This is a genomic window from Arthrobacter sp. Dra40 (assembly GCF_059091905.1).
The window spans coordinates 1-19041 of sequence record NZ_JBNHHB010000098.1 but is presented as its reverse complement, the minus strand read 5'-3'; the positions used below and the strand labels follow the sequence as shown (position 1 = coordinate 19041).

Below are 19041 nucleotides of genomic sequence, written 5' to 3'. Positions count from 1 at the left end.
ACGGCTGACCGCCCGCTACCCGGAGATGACCATTGAGGACTCCTACAAGGTGCAGAACCTGTGGCGCGAGCGCAGCGAGGCTGCCGGGCGCACGCTGGCCGGCCGCAAGATCGGCTTGACCTCCAAGGCGATGCAGTATGCCACCGGCATCACCGAACCGGACTACGGGATCATCTTCGATGACATGATCTTGGAGAACGGCTGCACGGTGAAGTGGGACCAGTACACCCACCCGCGCATTGAAGTTGAACTGGCCTTTGTGCTCAACCGCGACGTCAAGGGCCCCAACGCCACCATTTTCGACGTCCTGAATGCCACCGAGTACGTGGTGCCCGCGCTGGAAATCCTGGACTCGCGGATTGAGATGGAAGGCCGCACCATCGTGGATACCATCTCCGACAACGCCGCCATGGGCGCGATGGTGATTGGCGGCAACCCGGTCCGCCCGCAGGACGTGGACCTGCGCTGGATTTCCGCCATCCTGTACAAGAACCAGACCGTTGAGGAAACCGGCGTCGCTGCCGGCGTGCTGAACCACCCGGCCGCGGGCGTGTACTGGCTGGCCAACAAGATTGCACCGCACGGCGATCACCTCAAGGCCGGCGAAACCATCCTCGCCGGCTCCTTCACCCGCCCCATGTGGGTTTATGAAGGGGACACCGTCTTCGCCGACTACGGGCAGCTGGGAACCATCACATGCCGTTTCGAGTAGAACCCGATCCCTCCTTCAAGGACGCGCTGGCCGCCGCCGACCGTCCGCTGGCCGGCATTTGGGTCTGCTCCGGCTCTCCCCTGGTGGCTGAACTGTGCGCCGGGGCCGGCTTCGACTGGATTTTCATCGACGCAGAGCACTCCCCCAACGGGCTGGAGTCGGTGCTCGCCCAGCTGCAGGCGGTGCGCGGCTACCCTGGCATCCCCGTGGTCCGTCCGCCGGTCAACGACACCGTGCTGATCAAGCAGTACCTGGACCTAGGTGCGCAGACCCTGATCATCCCCATGGTGCATACCGCTGAGCAGGCCAGGTCCGCCGTCGCCGCCACCCGCTACCCGCCGGCCGGAGTGCGCGGCGTCGGTTCCGCGCTGGCCCGGTCGGCCCGCTGGAACCGTATCCCGGACTACCTCACCAGCGCCGAGGAGACGCTCACGCTGATCGTGCAGATTGAGTCCGCCGAGGCCGTGGGGAACGCCGCGGAGATTGCCGCGGTGGACGGCGTGGACGGTGTTTTCATTGGCCCGTCCGACCTTGCCGCGTCGATGGGGGTGATCGGCCAGCAGGAGCACCCGGAGGTGGTTGCCGGGGTGGAGAAGGCGCTGAAAGCAGCCAAGGCTGCCGGGAAGTTCGTGGGGGTCAACGCCTTCGCGGAACCATCCGCCCGCCGCTACATGGAGTGGGGCGCGGACTTTGTAGGCGTCGGCGCGGACGTGGCGTTGCTGGCCCGCGGCTCCGAGGCACTGGCCGCCAAGTACATCCCCTCGGACGGGGACGGCGGGGCCGGAACTCCCGCCAGTTACTAGCACGACGACGGCGGCGGCCGGGTGGGCCAGCGCAGCCCGGCCCGCCGCCGCCGTCAGCGGACAGTCACTCAGCGGCGATACGATCGGGCAAGCACAGCGCCTGTTCAAGGAGGTTGAAACGTGGCAGCTGCCCTCGGCGGCACGCCCGGCCCGCTGCGCACTGTTCCTGCGCTGGCCCGCACCGCCCATGAACCTGGTGGCGTGGGGGTGGTACAGCACCCGCTTCGTTCCCCGGGCGCAGACGAGCTGGAGCTGCAGATTAACCTGTGCGGGCTGTCCGGATCGGACGTGATCGTCTACCGTGCGGATCCGGCAGCGGCTTCGGTGCCCAACGGCATGGTGCTGGGCCACGAATCGGTCGGCACCGTAACCGGTACCGGGCTGCTGGTTCCGGAGGGCCTCTCCCGCGGCACACGGGTGGTGCCGGTGTCCACGGTTGGATGCGCCCGCTGCGACGCCTGCCGGGCGGACCAGCCGCACCTGTGCACGAGGCGCTCGATCCTGGGCCTGACCCAACATGGCCAGGCGGCAGCCCGGGCCCTTGTGCCCTGGCGCAATGTGGTTCCCGTACCCGATGCTGTTCCGGATTCGACGGCGGTGCTGACCGAGCCCGCGTCAGTGGCCTGGCGCGCCGTGACAACCGTCGGCCGCATCAAGCCCGGCGAACGCGTGGGAGTTTCCACCACCCGCAGCATCGGCCTGCTCGCCGGCCTGATCGCGCAGGGTGCAGGTGCCGAAGTCACCATGATCGGACGCGAGGGGCCGGGGCACGCCGCCCGGGTCCGGCTGGCCGAAAACCTCGGCCTGCCCAGCTCCACCGAGCAGCGTCCCGACAGCTACGACGTGTGGATCGAAGCCACTGGTGCGGGCACCCACTTGGCGCGGGCTGTCCAGGAGCTGCGTCCGGGTGGGCGCCTGGTGATGGTGGCCATGTACGCCACCGGTTCCGCCGCCTCGCCCGTGGTCCGGACGCGCAAAAAGCTGGCCGTCCTGCCGAGCTTTATCTCCACCCGCCCGGATTTCGAAAAGGCTCTCGAATTCCTCGCCGGATTCCCCGATCTGGGCCGGCAGCTGATCACGACGTTTCCCATGGACCAGGCCGTCGAAGCGTTGCGGCTTACGGCGGAAGGCCACCTTGACGCAGCCGGGCGGCCGCTGGTCAAAGCCGTGCTCGATCCAAACCGCTGAGCACGAAAGCCTCGACATGTGACTAATCGGTCACCTAATATGGCTGCATGGATGCCGTGTTCAAAGCGTTGGCGGATCCCACCCGGCGTGAACTGCTGGATGAACTGTTTCGCGAGGACGGGCAAACCCTCTCCGCGCTCGAAGCGCACTTTGACATCACGCGTTTCGGCGTGATGAAGCACCTGAAGCAACTGGAAGCGGCCAACCTGGTGGTCACCCGCCGCCGCGGCCGGGAGAAGCTGCATTTCCTGAATCCGGTGCCCATCCGGCTCATCCACGACCGCTGGGTGAGCAAGTATGCACAGCCATGGGCCGCTGCACTGAGCGACCTCAAATCCAGATTGGAAAGCCCCATGGAAAAAATCTTCGAGATCTACATCCGCACCACCCCGGAAAAGCTTTGGGAGGCCATCACGGACGGCGAGATCAGAAGCAAGTACCAGTTCGGCAACCGGATCGAGTCCGATTGGACTGCAGGTTCCGGGTATACCGTGACCAACCCCAGAGCGGATGCGCCGCTGACCGAAGGCGAAAACCTGGAGGTGGACCCGCCGCGCAGGCTGGTTCAGACCATGCGCGCGCTGTGGGGCCAGGACGTCGTCGCCGAAGGCACCACCCGGGTCACCTGGGAGATTGAACAGGTGGAAGACTCTTGCCGCCTCACGGTGACGCACGACCAGTTGCGCGAGGGCGCCAACGAGCAGCTCTACGGCGGCTGGCCCATGGTCCTGTCCGGCCTGAAGACGTGGCTGGAAACCGGGGAAGAACTCACCACGCCGGGGTCATTGATGTACACCTGATACCGGGCCGGTGGAACCCTGATGCCCCGGCAGGGTGCAGCCGCCCGAAGCCCAGCCGCCCCGGAAACAGAACAGCAGGTGCCCCGTGAGGGCACCTGCTGGCCGAGGTGGACGGCGGGTTGGAAACCCGCGGAATCAGGACAGCTTGGACGCCACCAGGGAGGTCAGGTCCACGAGGCGGTTGGAGTAGCCCCATTCGTTGTCGTACCAGCCAATGACCTTGACCTGGTTGCCCATCACCTTGGTCAGGCCGGAGTCGAAGATGGCCGATGCCGGGTCGGTGACGATGTCCGAGGAGACGATGGGGTCCTCGGTGTAGGTGAGGATGCCGGCCAGGCGCGGGTCGGCGGCGGCCACCTTGAACGCCTCGTTGACCTCCTCCACCGTGACCTCGCGGCCGACGGTGACGGTCAGGTCGGTGGCCGAGCCGGTGGGCACGGGCACGCGGATGGCAAACCCGTCCAGCTTGCCCTTGAGCTCCGGCAGCACCTGCCCGATGGCCTTCGCGGCGCCCGTGGAGGTGGGGACCATGTTGATGGCGGCGGCACGCGCCCGCCGCAGGTCGCGGTGCGGGCCGTCCTGCAGGTTCTGATCGGCCGTGTAGGCGTGAATGGTGGTCATCAGGCCCTGCTCGATGCCGAAGTTTTCGTGCAGCACCTTGGCCAGCGGGGCCAGGCAGTTGGTGGTGCAGGAGGCGTTGGAGACGAGGTGGTGGGTGGCGCCGTCGTACTCCCCGTCATTGACGCCCATGACCACGCTCAGCACATCACCCTTGGCGGGGGCGGAAATCAGGACCTTGCGGGCTCCGGCCACCAGATGCTTTTCGGCGTCCGCGGAGCTGGTGAAGCGGCCGGTGGACTCGATCACGATATCGACGCCAAGCTCGCGCCAGGGCAGGTTTCCCGGATCCTGCTCGGCTAAAACCTTGATGGTCTTGCCGTCGACCACCAGGTCGCCGTCGGCAACCGCGACCTCCGCGCCGAGCCGGCCGACGACGGAGTCGTACTTGAGCAGGTGGGCCAGGGTTTCCGGTGAACCGAGGTCATTGATGGCCACGATCTCCAGGTCTGCACCCAGCTTGCCCTGCGCCATGGCCGCGCGGAAGTAGTTGCGGCCAATACGCCCGAAACCGTTGATGCCTACCCGTACTGCCATGGAAACTCCTTTTATTTAGCCTCTAAATTTATGTTCCATTATTATTATCCTGATGCTGCCCGACAAGGTCAAGGGGATCAATGTGAGCACCACCGCCACCACTCCGCAGGTGCTGCGGCTGACTAACCTGAAAGCCGTGTTGTCCGTCATGCGGGAGAACGGCGCGGTGACCGGGACCGACCTGATCGAGGCCACCGGACTGACGCGCGCCACGGTCATCGCCGTCTGCGACGACCTGGCGGCCCGGGGCTGGGTCCGCGAGGTGGCCGGCGACCGGATTGCCGGCACGGCGAAAGGCCGGCCGGCACGCCGGTTCGAGTTCAATCCGGCGGCGGGCTGCGTGCTGGGACTGGACGTGGGCATGGCCACCGCCACGGTCCTGGTGGCGGATCTGAAGGGCTGCGTGCTGGCCCGGGTCTCCGAGCGGTTCGAGAAGCCGCCGGCCACCGCGGAATCGCGCCGCGCCACCATCAAGCATGCGGTGGCCGCAGCCTTGGCCGAGGCCGGACTGCCGCCGGCATCTGTACTGGCCTCTGCCATCGGCGTGTCCACCGTCGTTGACCGGCACGGCAACGTGGCACCCGGACACGAGCTCTCCGAGCACTTCGATATCGGCCTGCAGTCCGACCTCTTCGCCGACTACGGCTGGCCGGTGCTGCTGGAGAACGACGCAAACCTGGCCGCCTTGGCAGAGCGCTGGAGCGGTGCCGGCACGGGCGTTGATGACTTGGCAGTCATGCTGGCCGGCGAGCGGCTGGGCACCGGCCTGATTGAATCGGGCCGGCTGCTGCACGGTTGCAACGGCGGTGCGGGCGAGGTGGGCACCCTGGAACTGGTGGACGGCGTCGGGAGCCAGGACGGGATTGCCCGGCTGGCCCGCTACTGGGGCAATGAGGCTCTCGCCTCCGGCAGCCCCACTCTGATCCGTGACCTGGTGGGCCCCGGAGCCACCCGCGTTTCGGCCCGATTCGTCTTCGAAGCCGCCGCCCGGGGCGACGAGGTGGCACAAGGCATCCTGGAACGCATCGGCCGGCGGATGGCCCGGGTCATCGCGATCCTGGGGACCTTCCTCAACCCGGAACTGGTGGTGATCGGCGGCGCTGTGGCAGCCTCGGCGTCGGCCCTGCTGCCCACCATCACCCGCGAGCTCCCGCGGCTCACGGCCACCCCTCCCCGCGTCGCCGTCTCCGGGTTCGGCGATGCCATCGTGGCCACCGGAGCCGTTCGGCTGGCGCTGGACTACGTCGAGGAGCACGCCATGGAACTGGCCCTCCAGGAGCTGCCGTCATGGTAGGACCGCCGTTCCCCTGCACGCCACGCGGTGCATCTGCGGGGACGACGGCGGCGGCTCCGGGAGGCTGGTCAGGTCAGGGTGTTGATGGGCGCACCGTCAAGGTAGGCCAGGATCGCCTCGAGCATCTGGGTATAGCCCAGCCGGTGGGCCTCCTCGGTGACGAAGCCGATGTGCGGGCTGAGGATCAGGTTCGGGACGCTGCGCAGCGGACTGTCCTGCGGGAGCGGCTCCACGTCGTAGACATCGAGCGCAGCTGCGGCGATCCGCCTTTCGGCGAGCGCGGCAACCAGGGCAGCTTCATCCACCAGCGGTCCGCGCGACGTGTTGACCAGCCGGCCCCGCGGACCAAGCAGGTCAAGATCGGCGGCACCGACGATTCCGCGGGTCGACTCGGCTAGTTTCAGGTGGATGCTGACAATGTCCGAGCGGCGGAACAGGTCGCCCTTGGACACCAGCTGTGCCCCGTGCTCGACGGCGCGTTCCCGGGTCAGGTGCGGGCTCCACGCCAGCACCTCCATCCCGAACGCCTTCGCATACCCGGCCATTAACTGGCCCAGCCGGCCCAAGCCGAGCAACCCAAGAGTGGAACCCGCCAGGTCGATCCCCATCCGGGCCTGCCAGATGCCGGCCCGCACATCCCGGTCATTCTGGGGGACCTCGCGGGCAACCGCCATCACCAGCCCCCACGCCAGCTCTGCAGGCGCCTCGGTGGTCTTTTGGGTGCCGCAGACGGTCACACCGCGGGCGCGCGCCGCGTCGAGATCGATCGAGTCGTTGCGCATGCCGGTAGTGGTCACCAGCATGAGCCCTGGCAGCCGATCCATGAGCTCGGCAGTGATCGGTGTTCGCTCGCGCATGGTCACTACCACCTGGGCGCCGCCCAGGCGCTCGGCGAGCGCACCGACGTCGGCAAGGTGGTCCGTGAAACGCTCGACGGCGATCCCCGCCGGCAACTGCTCCCACGGGGCGCTGCCCAACGCTACGTCCTGATAGTCATCGAGGATGGCGATCTTCACGATGTCAGCCTAGCCGCGGGACAGAGCCTTTAAAGGCCGCAGGCAGGGCCCGGAGGTTCCGGGTCCTGCCTGCTCGCGGTGCTCTGGGTTAGTTGGACGGCAGCACGAAGGCCGAGTCCACGGTGATGGTGACCTTGTCGCCCACCAGCACGCCGCCGGCTTCCAAGGCAGCGTTCCAGGTGATGCCGAATTCCTTGCGGGAGATCTGCGTGGTCGCAGAGAAGCCGGCGCGGGTGGCACCGAACGGGTCAACCGCCATGCCGCCGAATTCGACGTCGAAGACCACCGGCTTGGTGGTGTCCTTGATGGTCAGCTCGCCGGCCAGCTTGAATTCTTCGGAATTGCCTTCGACGCTGGTGGCCTTGAAGGTCATGTCCGGGTACTGCTCCACGTTGAAGAAGTCTTCACCCTTGACGTGGGCGTCACGGTTGTCGTCGTTGGAGTCGAAGGAACCAGTCTTCACGACGGCCTCGACGGAGGAAGTGGCCAGGCTCTCGCCAACCACGAGGGTCGCGTCGGCCTCGGTGAACTGGCCACGCACCTTGCTGATGCCGGCGTGGCGGACGGAGAAGCCGATTTCGGTGTGGGACTGGTCGAGGTTCCAGGTTCCGGGGGTGATCTGAACGGTCATAGTGATGCCTCCTGGCAGAAGTCTTGGGTTGAAGTCCACAGGGAACTTCATGCTTATGCATCTACCATAGCACCTGATAGTTGAAGAGTCAACCAATGTGCCGACGCCACATGCCGCGCAGCGGATAGCCTCCCGGGAACAGTTGTCAGGCGGCCACGCGGGGTAGATGATCGGAGCAGGGCACCGAAGCCGCCTTGTCTGCGGCCCGGGCCCGAACGAAGCGAAGGACGGCCATGGCATCACCGCCGGTCACGAAAACAGCGCTGACGGGGTGGGCGCCAGCCATGCTCGCGGGCGCGGTGTCAGCGGCAGTTCTCTTTGCCGTTGCGCAACTGGCCGCCGCGTTCTTCGGTCCAGCCGCCTCCCCTTGGAGTTCCGTGGGTGCCACCGTCGTGGAACTGTCGCCCACCTGGCTGACCGAGTTTGCCATCTCCACGTTCGGGACCGCGGACAAATCGGTGCTGTTCATCGCCATGGGGATTGGTGCGGTGCTGCTGGCTGCCGCGGCCGGCGGACTCGCCGCCCGGCACTGGAGTGCCGGGGCCTTCCTGGTGGCACTGCTGGCCGCGGGCATGGCTGCCTGCGTGCTGACCCGTGCAGGTGCCGTGCCTGCCGATGCCATTCCGACGGCGTTGGGAACCGCGGCAGGGCTGCTTAGTTTGCGCTGGCTGATCCGGCTCTTGCCCGGACCCGCGCCCCATGCCGTTGAAGACGCGGCCGGAACCGGCCCGGACCGTCGCCGCTTCCTCTCGACCGCTGCGGCAATGGCGGGCGCCGCCGTCGTCCTTGGCGTGGCTGCCAGCGCGGTCTCCGCCGCCCGGAACACCGCACGGGAGGTCCGCCAAGCGCTAGGGCTGCCGGCCCCCGCACGACCGGCGGTTCGGTTGCCCGAAGGGGTGCAGGCCCCGGTAGAAGGAGTCGTGCCGTTTGTGACCCCCAACGATTCGTTCTATCGCATCGATACCGCACTGATTGTCCCCGCAGTTGATCCACAACAATGGCAACTGCGCGTTCATGGGCTGGTGGAGGAAGAGTTCAGTCTCAACTTCCAGGAGCTGCTTAAAGCCGAACTCGTGGAGAGCTATACCACCCTGACGTGCGTTTCGAATCAGGTGGGCGGGGAGCTTGCCGGGAACGCCCGCTGGCTCGGCTATCCGCTGCGGGAACTGCTTGCGCGGGCCCGGCCGCTTCCGGAAGCCGACATGGTGCTGTCCACCAGCGTCGACGGTTTCACTGCGTCGACGCCGCTGGAGGTGCTCACCGACGGACGGGACGCGCTGCTCGCCATCGGGATGAACGGGGAGCCACTGCCGCTGCAGCACGGTTTCCCGGTGCGGATGGTGGTGCCGGGGCTTTACGGATACGTGTCCGCGACCAAGTGGGTGGTTGACCTGGAGGTGACGCGGTTCGCCGACAAGACGGCGTACTGGACCACCCGCGGCTGGTCGGACCATGGCCCGATCAAGACGGCTTCGCGGATCGAGGTGCCGCGGGCAGCGGCGCACCTGCCGGCCGGGCGGATGGTTTTCGGGGGAACGGCCTGGGCCCAGCATCGGGGCATCTCCAAAGTCCAGGTGCAGTTGGACGATGGCGATTGGGCGGACGCCCGGCTGGCGGCGGACGCCTCGGTGGACACCTGGCGCCAGTGGTACAAGGCGCAGGACGATGTCCCTTCCGGACAGCATGTGCTCCGCGTGCGGGCCTGGGATGGAGATGGCATGCTGCAGACGGCAACAGTGGCCCCACCGGCGCCGGACGGTGCCGCCGGCTGGCACAGCGTTCAGTTCACCGCGGATTAGCCGCCGGGTCATCTTGGTCACAGGTCCCGCGCGCCGGGCCCGTGAATCCGCACCTGTCCACCGGAGGGCTCCCAGCTTCGGTTGCTATGCTCAAGACCCCGCTTCCCTCAGGGGCAGGCGACCGCCCGTTCCCGGGGCGGGCACCGCCGTCGTTCGCGGCACACAGGTTCGCCTACCGTTCACCTTCCCTTCCCTCCAGGAGACCCGCACCCCGATGACCACCCCGGCAGTATCCGATCAGCACAAGGACCTCATGGACCGCAGGTACGATTCCGGCGTCGCGGACATCAACCGCCTCTGCGACGAACTCCGGGAGCTGAAGCCGGGCACCGAAGTTCCCTTCGTGGATCCGATCCACAACGCCGACGAGTGCCGCATTGTGTCGCTGTACTCCAACATCGGGCAGGCATCGGACACCGGTTTCATATGGCCCGGCGACGAGGAGGCGGCAACACGGATGCTCGGGCTGCAATGGCAGCTCGGCCTGCGGCCGGAATACGTCATGCCGTGGAATGTGCACCCATGGTTCACGCCTGGCGAGCCCAACGGCAAGCTCACGCCGAACCAGATCAGCGCCGGCCTCAAGCCGCTGCTGCGGATGCTGGCGCTGGTTCCCCGGGCGTCGGTGCTGGTGGCCCACGGGACCGAAGCCCAACGGCTGGCCGCCCTGCTGCTGAAGACCGAGAACCCGCTGCTTTGGCGGCGCGGCTTTAAGATCTTCAAGGTTCGGGCGCTTAGCGGCCGGGCGTTTGCGGGCTCGCCGGTTCGCCAGCAGGAATGGCTGGACGTCATGCATGAGGCCTATGCAGATGCGATGGCGCGCACCGGGCTGGGCCGGCCGGCCAAGTAGCTTCCCGCTCGGGCCTTCCGCGCGAGGCCCGCGGTTGTACTTCTGCGTTCAAGAGCCTGAGGAACCATGGCGGCTCCTCCTCCCCGCGACTAACCTGAGCGTGGACGGGAGGAACACCAATGCCGTTGTGGATGACCGCGTTCACGGTGGGGACGCTGGGTGGCGCCGCGCTGGTGCTGGGCTCTGCAATCGCTTGGAAATGGACCATCCCCGCCAAGGCTGTGTCGACTGTTATGGCCTTCGGCGCCGGCGTCCTGATCTCGGCGCTGGCCTTCGAACTCGTCGATGAAGCGGTAGCAACCGGCGGGATTGGCGCCACAGTCGGAGGTTTTTTCGCAGGGGCGTGTCTCTTTGTGGGCACCAACGCACTGCTGGCCAGGCAAGGCGCGAAACACCGGAAACGTTCAGGCAACCAGCAGCCCGCCGAAGGTGAAAACCCTGGCAGCGGCGCGGCCATCGCTGCCGGCGCCCTGCTGGATGGCATCCCTGAATCCCTCGTGCTGGGCCTGGGCCTCGTCGCCGGAGGAACCGTCAGCCCGGCGATGCTGGGGGCCGTTTTCATCTCCAACATCCCGGAAGGACTCTCCAGCAGTGCCGGGATGAAAAAGGCCGGGCGCGGCCCCGGCTATATCTTTGGCGTGTGGAGCACCATTGCGGTGCTCTCCGGAGTCAGCGCGCTGGTCGGTTACGTTGCGCTCCAGGACGCCCCCGGAGAGATCGTCGCCTTCATCAATGCCTTGGCAGCGGGCGCCATCCTGTCCATGATTGCCGACACCATGATCCCTGAGGCCTTCGAAGAGCATCATGTCCTCACCGGCTTCACCGCAGCGCTGGGTTTCATCGCCGTGCTGAGCCTCGACTCGCTGTAACCGGGACCCGCGGATTGTCCGGGCGGACGAAACTACGCAGGCTGTCCGTCCAAATCGATAACGACCTTGACGTCGCCGTCCCGGCGTTCGAAGGCCTCGGCAAAACTCTCCAGCGGCAGGCGGCGGGTCACCAGCCGCGCCAGCCACCCCTTGTCGGCTGCTGCCAGAGCCTCGGCAGCCTGGAGGTAGTGGCGGCGGTTGGCATTCACTGTGCCGAAGACGACGTCGTTCTGCAGGACAGCCATCCGGTTCAGCCAGCCAAGGTCCACCGGCGTCTTGTGGCCCGTCCCCGAGACCCCCGTCAGGCAGGTGATGGCATTCCTGCTGCCGCCCGCGATGGTTTCGAGCACCACCGACGGCACCCCCGTGCATTCCACCAACACGTCCGGATCGACCCGCGAGTCCGGCAGGGACCCGGTGTGGTACGTTGCGCCGAGGTCGCGGACCAACTCAGGCTTCGGGCCGTCCTCCACAATGTCGAAGACATGGACTTCAAGGCCCCGTTGGACCGCCAGCAGGGCGGCGAGGAGGCCGACCGGTCCGGCACCCATTACCGCAACTACGTGGGGGTCGAAGAACGCCCGCTCGCCGATGCGTTCGATCTGCTCCCATGCCTTCGCGACGATCGTGGTCGGCTCGAGCAGGACCCCGACCTGCGCCAGCGACGTGTCAAGCCGCACGACGGCATCCTCGGCGCCTCGCCAGCGCGGACGGCAGAAGCCGTCCAGCCCTTTGATGCCATGCTCAAGATAGCGCCCGTTCAGGCACATATCCCACTCGCCGACCGCGCAGGCCGGACAGGGCTCGGGGTCGGGACGGCGAACTATGCCGACCACCAGGTCACCGGGCGACAGTGCCGATTCGGCCGGTGCTTCGCGGACACGGCCAAGGTTCTCATGTCCAAGCACCAGATGGTCGCGTCCGTCCGGAGCCTTGCCATATTCGCCGTCGACGATCTCCCGATCGGTTCCGCACAAGCCGACGGTCAAGGAATCGACCAGCACGGACCCTTGCTCAGGCGAAGGCTCCGGCACATCACGCAGTGCCAGAGTGTTCTGTTCGCCCGGGACTACTGTCAGCGCCTGCATGGCGGCCTCCTGCTGCTACGGGTCACGCTTGGTACCGGGCTCAGGCTACCGGCGACAGTCCACCGCTGACCAGACCGGAACCTCTGGACAGGCCCCCGACCCCGTCATAGGGTGGCGGCAGCCCGGCGCAGCCCCAGCTGCGGTACAGGGGCCGGCGGTGGCTGCCCATCGCGCGGCGGCGGCCCTGCGCAGTCAGCGGGCTCCCGCATCCGCCCGGCTTCAGAACAGGGACGAGCATCAGGAGGACGGCAACGACACCGGAGCGGAAAGACAACTCAGGCACGTTGACCGTCGTCGTGGCCTTCCTCGCCAATGCGCTGGTTGCAGCAGCAAAATCCGTCGCCGCCGTGCTCACCGGATCAGCGTCAATGACTGCGGAGGCAGCACATTCGTGGGCGGACACCGGAAACCAGGTCTTCCTGCTGATCGCCGAACGGAGGTCAGCGAAACCGCGCGATGCCCGCCACCCCCTCGGCTACGGCCGCGAAGCCTACGTCTGGTCGATGTTCGCGGCCTTCGGCTTGTTCATGGCCGGGGCCGTCGTCTCGGTATGGCACGGCATCCAAGTGCTGGTGAATCCGGAGCCGGCGAGCGACTTCATCATTGCCTACATCGTGCTTGGGGTGTCATTCGTTTTGGAAGGGATCTCCTTCACGCAGGCGTTGCGGCAAGTTCGAAAAGGCGCCAAACGCTACCAGCGCCGCACGCTGAGGTACGTGGTCGCCAGCTCCAATCCGACGCTGCGCGCTGTGTTTGCCGAAGACTTGGCCGCCCTCATGGGCATAGGCATCGCGACCACTGGCATCGCCCTCCACCAAATCACTGGGTCGGCGGTGCCGGACGCTGTTGGCTCCATCCTGGTGGGAGTGTTGCTGGGAACCATCGCAGTGGTGCTCATCGATCGGAACCGCAAGTTCCTGGTCGGTGAGCCCGCTACCGGCAGTGCGCGAACCGCCGTCGTTGATCTGCTCTTACAACACCCCGATGTGGACCGGGTGACCTACCTGCACATGGAGTTCATCGGGCCCTCAAAGCTTTACGTGGTGGCAGCGGTGGACATGACCGGCGACCAGCCGGAGCACGATGTCGCCCTCGCCCTCCGCCGGGTGGAGCGCGATCTGGAAGAACACGACCTGATCGAAGAAGCCGTTCTCACTCTCGCAACATCGGATGAACAACCTTTGCCGGACGACGAGATGCAATGATCTTTTAACCGCTCGTGCCCGGCGCTTGACGGATCTATACTGTGGAGGCGCCTCACGACAGGGTCCCGGGCAGCGGGACCCGCCCGCCAGGGGCAGCAGGAGAATACCGTGCGTTGGTCGCTCGCACATACGGTCCCGGCTGTTGTTCCGAGACCTGCACCCCCGCCGCCGCTCCGCCGTGGGCTGAGCCGCTGGCTTCTCGCCGACCGCGTTCCACCGGTCGGCCGGGAAAGCGCGCCGGGAACCACTTCTTATCCCTGGTGGAAAGTCGTGTGCCTGACCGGCGTCGATTACTTCTCGACCCTGTCCTACCTTCCCGGGATCGCCCTGATCGCGGCGGGACCGCTGTCGCCACTGGCCACCCTGCTCATCGTGGGGCTCACCCTGCTGGGCATGCTCCCGCTCTATCGGCAGGTGGCAGCCGAGAGCCCGCACGGAGAAGGCTCGGTCGCCATGCTGGACCGGCTCCTGCCGTTTTGGAAGGGGAAGGCAGTTATCCTCGTCCTGCTGGGCTTCGTGGCCACCTCGTGGATTATCACGATTACGCTGTCGTCGGCTGATGCAACCGTGCATTTGCTCGAGAATCCATATGCGCCCGGTTTCCTGAAGGGACAGGCCGTTGGTGTCACCATCTTTCTGTTGGTGGTCCTCGGGGGCGTTTTCCTTGCCGGGTTCAGCGAAGCCGTAGCCATTGCCGTGCCGCTGGTTGCCGTGTTCCTGGTCGTCAACACTGCCGTGATCGTAGCGGGCGTCTCAGCCATTGCGCAGGACCCCGGCCGCATCAACGACTGGGCCCAAGCCGTGTCCGCTGCCAGTCCGGGTCCGGGCAGCCTGGCCTTGTCCTTGCTGCTGGCGTTTCCCCTGCTGGTTTTGGGGCTGTCTGGCTTTGAGACAGGCGTCAGCATGATGCCGTTGGTAGCATCCAGCGGGCAAACCCCGGCGCAGCGCTTGGCGTCGCGGATCCGCAACAGCAGGAAGATGCTGACCTGCGCAGCCGTTGTCATGAGCTGTTTTCTGGTGGGCAGCAGCTTTGTTACAGCCGTCCTCGTCCCGCCGGAAGCTTACGCTCCTGACGGGCCCGCCAACGGCCGGGCCCTCTCCTACCTTGCCCATGGCCTCTTTGGGGAGGGTTTCGGCACGGTTTATGACGTGGCGACGGTTCTGATTTTGTGGTTCGCCGGAGCCTCCGCCATGGCCGGTTTGATTAATATCGTTCCGCGCTATCTGCCGCGCTTTGGCATGGCGCCCGAATGGACCAGCGCGGTCCGGCCGGTTGTCCTCGTCTACACGGGGGTGAGCATCCTGCTCACCCTGGGTTTCAGAGCGGACGTGAACGCCCAAGCCGGGGCCTACGCCACAGGAATCCTGGCGATGATGGTGTCCGCGGCCGTTGCGTTGACGTTCACCGCCGCACGCCGCCACCAGCGCCGAACCACAGCCGGCTACACGGCACTGAGCCTGGTACTGCTCTACGCGTTGCTGGCCAACGTGTTGGAGAAGCCGGACGGCATCAATATCTGCGGACTCTTCATCCTCGGCATGGTTACAGTCTCGCTCGTCTCACGGGTCACCCGGACCATCGAACTCCGGGCCGAAAGCATCGAATTCGACCAGGCGGCCCGGCAGTTCATCAGCGATTCCCTGGATTACGACGGCGCACTGAACATCATTGCCAAGCGCCGCCCCGGCAACCATGACGACTACAGTGCCAAGGAGGCGGCGCAGCGGCACATAAATCCCGTCCCCGGGACAGCGGACGTTTTGTTCCTTGAGATAGACATCGTGGACCCGTCGGCCTTCACCGAGGTCCTTCGAGTCCGCGGTATCGACGTGGGCGGGTACAGGGTGCTGCGTGCGGAAAGCCCTGCTGTTCCAAACGCGATCGCCGCCATCCTGCTGGCCATCAGGGACGCCACCGGTGTCCGGCCCCAGGCCTATTTTGAATGGTCTGAAGGTAATCCGCTGGGTCATCTCTTCCGCTACTTGCTGTTGGGACAGGGAGATACCGCTCCGGTGGTCCGTGAAATCATTCGGAAAAATGAGCCCGATCCCGCCCGGCGGCCCGGGATCCACGTCGGGGGCTAACCGTATTGGCGGCATGAACCGCGAACTGCCGCGGATGCGGCCGGTGTCAAAGGCCGCGAGGTCCGGCCTGCCAGCGGGCTTTTGCCCGCCGGGAGGCCCGCACATGGCCATTGCGCAGGGGCGGGGGCGCGACTACATTACAGGCATGTCTCATGAACCAGGGATGGGGGCGCCTGGAGTTCAGGGACCCGGGGGGGCATCCGGCGAACCGGATCGTCCTGCGCCACCGCGTCCTCAAATGTCCGACATGACTCCGGCACCTATCACAGGGATTCCGGCGCCCCCGTCCGCGGTCAGGAGGGTCCGTTTCCTATGGATCCTCAGCTTTGTTTCCGGGCTGATCGCCGGGTTTTTTGCCTACTTTGCGCAAGAAGAAATTCTTAAGCATCTGCGCGGCCTCATCAATGGCCTGGAACAGGGCACCGATCAGGAGACCGTGGAGGCCCTCGCGGTGATGGTCTTCTGGGGAACGTTGGGCGTGCTGGCGCTGCTCATCCTGATGGAAGCCGTGCTGCTGAGGGCCCTGATGCGCCGACACGGCAAGGTGCGCTTCGCGCTGCTGGCCATGTTGTTCACTCATGGAGCAGTGACCCTGTTGGCCGATGAATTCCTGACCGCACCCGGCGACCAAGGGCTGCGCATCAGGATTTTGCTGGTGCTGCAGCTGGCGCTAGCCGGCGCGGCTGTAATCGCCAGCGTCCTGCGGGGGGCCAACGACTGGTTCCGACCCGAGCACCAGCCGCGAGGCAGGCCGGCCGCCTGAAGCAGCCCCCATGTCCGCCAAAAGTTCCTCGCAGCTGCGGACGACGGTCTGGCAGGCCTCGGCAACGGCCCGGCCACGCAGAGGATCGGCTGCTATGGCGTGCCATCGTCGCACGCAGGCCAAGGCCCGCTGCCGCAGTTCGTCGTCAGGCGTGTCCGGGGGCAGTCCCAGTCGTTCTGGCGCCGTGACACCCTTCCCGCCGATGACCCTTTCGGCTTCGGCCGCCAACTCCGGTTCCAGCGGAAGGCCGGTAGTCCGTGCCTCCGCCAAGAGCCGCAGTTCACGGAAGGCGTGGGCACTGGCGAGAAGCCGTTCCAGGGCAGCCGAAACCCCTGATGTGCCCGGGCGCGGATGGTCGCGGAGCAGCTTTTCAACAGCTACCAAAGCCGTGCGGGCCTTCAGCTGTCCTGCACGGGCCTGAAACTGCCCGGTCATGACGGCCAGCAGTTCGTCGAGGCCGCTGCGCCGGGCCAATTCATGGGCCAGCACTGTCGGATCGGAAATGCCTCCGCGGAGCAGCGCTGCCGCCAACCGAAGTCCGAAAAGACCGAACCTGTCCAGCAGGGTGGCGCGGGCTTCCGGCGTGGCTGATAGTGGGCCTCCGGGGCGGACGAACCTGTCGGCGGACAACAAGAGCAGCTCCCGCTCCCGTCTGTCCAGCCCCGCGAGTTCAACCAGGATGCCGTACTCCGCCTGCCGCAGGCTGCGGGCCGATTGCGCCAGCAGTCCTGCGATCGGAACCACCCCCAGGGCCAGCGACCGCAACGCACCGTCACTGCGGTATCGCGCTGCGATTTCCCGGGCGGACAGCAGGGCGTCGATCCGACCGGAGCCCACCTCATCAGCACGGGACAAGACCGCCAGCGCATTGACGGTGCCGCTCTGGCCCACGGCGGTATCCCGGAAGGACTCCAAAAAGCCAAGGTCGGACGCGTGCAGGTGCCGCAAAAGGTAGATGATCGCATCGGCTTCCGAAGGCGCATCGGCTGGCGTCAGGAACTCGGTGGATCGGGCCGACACCTCCCGGGAAAGCGAGGCAATGCCCGGCGTGTCGATCAACGTCAGATTCCGCAGGGTTTTGGATGGCCAGTCCACCACGAGCTTGTCCATGTCGTCGGCCCTGATACCGCCGAGCTCAAAGACCAGGCGGCCGTCCGTGCGTTTGACCGGCAACGGCTGGGCTTCCCCGGAGCGCGGATACAGGTTGATGCGGGGAGTGTCGCTATAGCGGTACCACGTGACCACCTTGGTGCACTCGCCCGTATCCGTCGGCGCGATCTCCTCGCCGATGATGGCGTTGAGCAGGGTCGATTTGCCGGCCTTGACCATCCCGGCAATGGCTACCCGCAACGGTTCGTCGAGCCGCCGCGCATAATCCTCAAGCACTGGCCGCACCGCAGGGTCGTCCCGGTAAACTTCGAGCGCTTCCCGGACCAGGCCGCGAGCCGCATCGACATCCGCCGCCGCCGTGTTCATCCCTGTCCCGCCGGTTCCGGTGCTGCTTCCAGCGCCAGCGCTTGTTTGCGCAGCGACTCCACCAGGGCGAGGGACGCCTTGATCTCCGTGACCCGCAGATCCCGTTCCTGGCTAAAGCGGCTTGCTGCCTTCTGTGCTGCCAGCACGGAGTCCGCCAGCGAGCGGTGGTGTTCTTCTGCCAGTTCGGTGAAATGGTCGCGGGTGGCTCGCTGAACAATCCTCAGCCGGTCCTTGAGCTGCTTGCCCACCTGGAACATGACCTCGTCCACTTGCTTTCGAACCAAGGCCTTGGCCTCCTGCTGGCGGCGCTTCAACCGCGCTTCCTTGTCCTCCCGGTAGGCCTTGCCGCCCAGGAGCAATCCGGCGCCGACGGAGATCGGGTTGATCAGGGCCAAGCCCACAATGCCGGTGAGCAGGCCGAACATCAGTACGCCTCCATACGAACCACGCATGCCGATCAGGATTTTTTGGACCGGTCCAATGCGGCCCGAGTCCAGCCCGGGGATTCCCTCGACCGGATCCAGCACGTTGTCTGTGGAATCGACCTGCAGGGACGGCAACGCCACATCGTCCTGGTTGAAATGCTCGGCAACCCTTTCCGCCAGCCACAGCGACCGCTCGTTCGTCCACACGAACGTGTCCGACACGGCCGCGGCCACCCGCTGCTCCAGCCAGTGCACAAACTGGTTCCACTGGGGGCCGGGATCCCCTGCGTCGATGGACTGCTCCGCATCCCGCAGAATACTGCGCAGCCGGTCGCGCAGGTCGTGTTCCATGTCGGAAATAAGATCGCTGATGCCGTCATTGAGCGTGACCTGCCAACGGGAAGAACGACGGCGGAGCTCATCCGCGCGTTCCTTGGCCGCTTCCAGCTCGGCCAGCATTTTCGGCGTGCCGTCCGGATTTTCCAGTGCGCTCAGTTCCGACTTTAGCGACAGCCGCAGATGGTCGGTTGCTGAGATCAGGTCCTGGGCCACGGAGCGCCGCTGGAGCCTTTCGTTCTGGCCCAGGATGTCTTGCCGCAGGTAAGCCACCAACTCCGGAAATCCCGACTCGGCGTTCAGTTCGCTGTCCCGCAGTTCAGCGGCCCGCAGACGCAACTCCGAGGAGAGCGGAATCAGCGGCATGTTGACCCCGATCCGTTCCAAATGGCCCCGGTCCAGTTCCGCCACCTGCCGCCACTGCGGGTACAAATCTGTCTTGGACAGAACACCGGCGACATTGGGGCAGATCCTCTGGGCCTGCCGCAAAAACCTGATTTCGGGTTCGGTGAACTCCTGCGAGGCATCGGAGACCAGCAGCATGGC

Annotated in this window: 17 protein-coding genes; 11 read left to right on the top strand and 6 right to left on the bottom strand. The window is 66.1% G+C overall.

Going from position 1 to position 19041, the window contains the following annotated elements; translation table 11 throughout:
• From hpaH to AC5RWT_RS24445, 4 genes are all read left to right on the top strand, one after another.
• Positions 1–712, top strand: a 712-nt coding sequence (gene hpaH, locus AC5RWT_RS24460) for a 2-oxo-hept-4-ene-1,7-dioate hydratase (RefSeq protein ID WP_494082447.1), incomplete at its 5' end; no start/stop codon positions are given.
• Positions 697–1515, top strand: a complete 819-nt coding sequence (locus AC5RWT_RS24455; RefSeq protein WP_494082446.1) for an HpcH/HpaI aldolase family protein — start codon at positions 697–699, stop codon at positions 1513–1515. The genes hpaH and AC5RWT_RS24455, both read left to right, overlap by 16 nt.
• A gap of 120 nt (positions 1516–1635) precedes the next feature.
• Positions 1636–2703, top strand: coding sequence for a zinc-dependent alcohol dehydrogenase (locus tag AC5RWT_RS24450; protein WP_494082445.1), 1068 nt, complete (start codon positions 1636–1638; stop codon positions 2701–2703).
• Between the two features lie 47 nt (positions 2704–2750).
• Positions 2751–3503, top strand: a complete 753-nt coding sequence (locus AC5RWT_RS24445) for an ArsR/SmtB family transcription factor (RefSeq protein ID WP_494082444.1) — start codon at positions 2751–2753, stop codon at positions 3501–3503.
• Positions 3504–3638: 135 nt separating this feature from the next.
• On the opposite strand, the gene gap is transcribed toward AC5RWT_RS24445, so the two are convergent.
• The gene (gene gap, locus AC5RWT_RS24440; RefSeq protein ID WP_494082443.1) at positions 3639–4658 is read right to left on the bottom strand and encodes a type I glyceraldehyde-3-phosphate dehydrogenase; all 1020 of its coding nucleotides are present in this window, start codon (positions 4656–4658) and stop codon (positions 3639–3641) included.
• Positions 4659–4710: 52 nt separating this feature from the next.
• Between gap and AC5RWT_RS24435 the strand changes: the two genes are divergently transcribed.
• Entirely contained in the window at positions 4711–5952 is a 1242-nt protein-coding gene (locus AC5RWT_RS24435) for an ROK family transcriptional regulator (RefSeq protein WP_494082442.1), read from the top strand.
• A gap of 68 nt (positions 5953–6020) precedes the next feature.
• On the opposite strand, the gene AC5RWT_RS24430 is transcribed toward AC5RWT_RS24435, so the two are convergent.
• Both AC5RWT_RS24430 and AC5RWT_RS24425 read right to left on the bottom strand, forming a co-directional pair.
• Positions 6021–6968: a D-2-hydroxyacid dehydrogenase family protein gene (locus AC5RWT_RS24430; protein WP_494082441.1), complete on the bottom strand. Its 948-nt coding sequence runs from the start codon at positions 6966–6968 to the stop codon at positions 6021–6023.
• A gap of 88 nt (positions 6969–7056) precedes the next feature.
• Positions 7057–7599 carry a YceI family protein gene (locus tag AC5RWT_RS24425; protein WP_494082440.1) on the bottom strand — a complete coding sequence of 181 codons (543 nt, stop codon included), beginning with the start codon at positions 7597–7599 and terminating at the stop codon, positions 7057–7059.
• Between the two features lie 233 nt (positions 7600–7832).
• Between AC5RWT_RS24425 and AC5RWT_RS24420 the strand changes: the two genes are divergently transcribed.
• The 3 genes from AC5RWT_RS24420 (at position 7833) to AC5RWT_RS24410 (ending at position 11117) form a co-directional block, all read left to right on the top strand.
• Entirely contained in the window at positions 7833–9398 is a 1566-nt protein-coding gene (locus AC5RWT_RS24420; RefSeq protein ID WP_494082439.1) for a molybdopterin-dependent oxidoreductase, read from the top strand.
• A 214-nt stretch (positions 9399–9612) separates the two neighbouring features.
• Positions 9613–10248: a uracil-DNA glycosylase family protein gene (locus AC5RWT_RS24415; protein WP_494082438.1), complete on the top strand. Its 636-nt coding sequence runs from the start codon at positions 9613–9615 to the stop codon at positions 10246–10248.
• Between the two features lie 119 nt (positions 10249–10367).
• Positions 10368–11117: a ZIP family metal transporter gene (locus AC5RWT_RS24410; RefSeq protein ID WP_494082437.1), complete on the top strand. Its 750-nt coding sequence runs from the start codon at positions 10368–10370 to the stop codon at positions 11115–11117.
• A 32-nt stretch (positions 11118–11149) separates the two neighbouring features.
• Here the strand turns inward: AC5RWT_RS24410 and AC5RWT_RS24405 are convergent, their stop codons facing one another.
• Positions 11150–12205, bottom strand: a complete 1056-nt coding sequence (locus tag AC5RWT_RS24405; protein WP_494082436.1) for a glucose 1-dehydrogenase — start codon at positions 12203–12205, stop codon at positions 11150–11152.
• Positions 12206–12489: 284 nt separating this feature from the next.
• Here AC5RWT_RS24405 and AC5RWT_RS24400 point away from each other — a divergent pair, with 284 nt between their 5' ends.
• The 3 genes from AC5RWT_RS24400 (at position 12490) to AC5RWT_RS24390 (ending at position 16258) form a co-directional block, all read left to right on the top strand.
• On the top strand, positions 12490–13410 hold the full coding sequence (locus AC5RWT_RS24400) for a cation diffusion facilitator family transporter (protein WP_494082435.1): 921 nt from the start codon (positions 12490–12492) through the stop codon (positions 13408–13410).
• A 108-nt stretch (positions 13411–13518) separates the two neighbouring features.
• Positions 13519–15495: an APC family permease gene (locus AC5RWT_RS24395; protein WP_494082434.1), complete on the top strand. Its 1977-nt coding sequence runs from the start codon at positions 13519–13521 to the stop codon at positions 15493–15495.
• A gap of 247 nt (positions 15496–15742) precedes the next feature.
• Complete coding sequence (locus AC5RWT_RS24390) at positions 15743–16258, top strand: hypothetical protein (RefSeq protein ID WP_494082433.1); 516 nt, start codon at positions 15743–15745, stop codon at positions 16256–16258.
• Here the strand turns inward: AC5RWT_RS24390 and AC5RWT_RS24385 are convergent.
• Complete coding sequence (locus AC5RWT_RS24385) at positions 16166–17734, bottom strand: dynamin family protein (protein WP_494082432.1); 1569 nt, start codon at positions 17732–17734, stop codon at positions 16166–16168. The two genes, AC5RWT_RS24390 and AC5RWT_RS24385, sit on opposite strands and share 93 nt — an antisense overlap.
• The coding region (locus AC5RWT_RS24380; protein WP_494082431.1) for a P-loop NTPase family protein at positions 17731–19041 on the bottom strand (1311 nt) is incomplete at its 5' end. The genes AC5RWT_RS24380 and AC5RWT_RS24385, both read right to left, overlap by 4 nt.

What these genes read in the sequence shown, in the direction of transcription:
- AC5RWT_RS24455 (WP_494082446.1), top strand. Translation starts at nt 697, where the DNA reads ATGCCGTTTCGAGTAGAACCCGATCCCTCCTTCAAGGACGCGCTGGCC.
- AC5RWT_RS24445 (WP_494082444.1), top strand. Translation starts at nt 2,751, where the DNA reads ATGGATGCCGTGTTCAAAGCGTTGGCGGATCCCACCCGGCGTGAACTG.
- gap (WP_494082443.1), bottom strand. Translation starts at nt 4,658, where the DNA reads ATGGCAGTACGGGTAGGCATCAACGGTTTCGGGCGTATTGGCCGCAAC.
- AC5RWT_RS24435 (WP_494082442.1), top strand. Translation starts at nt 4,711, where the DNA reads ATGCTGCCCGACAAGGTCAAGGGGATCAATGTGAGCACCACCGCCACC.
- AC5RWT_RS24425 (WP_494082440.1), bottom strand. Translation starts at nt 7,599, where the DNA reads ATGACCGTTCAGATCACCCCCGGAACCTGGAACCTCGACCAGTCCCAC.
- AC5RWT_RS24420 (WP_494082439.1), top strand. Translation starts at nt 7,833, where the DNA reads ATGGCATCACCGCCGGTCACGAAAACAGCGCTGACGGGGTGGGCGCCA.
- AC5RWT_RS24415 (WP_494082438.1), top strand. Translation starts at nt 9,613, where the DNA reads ATGACCACCCCGGCAGTATCCGATCAGCACAAGGACCTCATGGACCGC.
- AC5RWT_RS24410 (WP_494082437.1), top strand. Translation starts at nt 10,368, where the DNA reads ATGCCGTTGTGGATGACCGCGTTCACGGTGGGGACGCTGGGTGGCGCC.
- AC5RWT_RS24405 (WP_494082436.1), bottom strand. Translation starts at nt 12,205, where the DNA reads ATGCAGGCGCTGACAGTAGTCCCGGGCGAACAGAACACTCTGGCACTG.
- AC5RWT_RS24390 (WP_494082433.1), top strand. Translation starts at nt 15,743, where the DNA reads ATGACTCCGGCACCTATCACAGGGATTCCGGCGCCCCCGTCCGCGGTC.
- AC5RWT_RS24385 (WP_494082432.1), bottom strand. Translation starts at nt 17,734, where the DNA reads ATGAACACGGCGGCGGCGGATGTCGATGCGGCTCGCGGCCTGGTCCGG.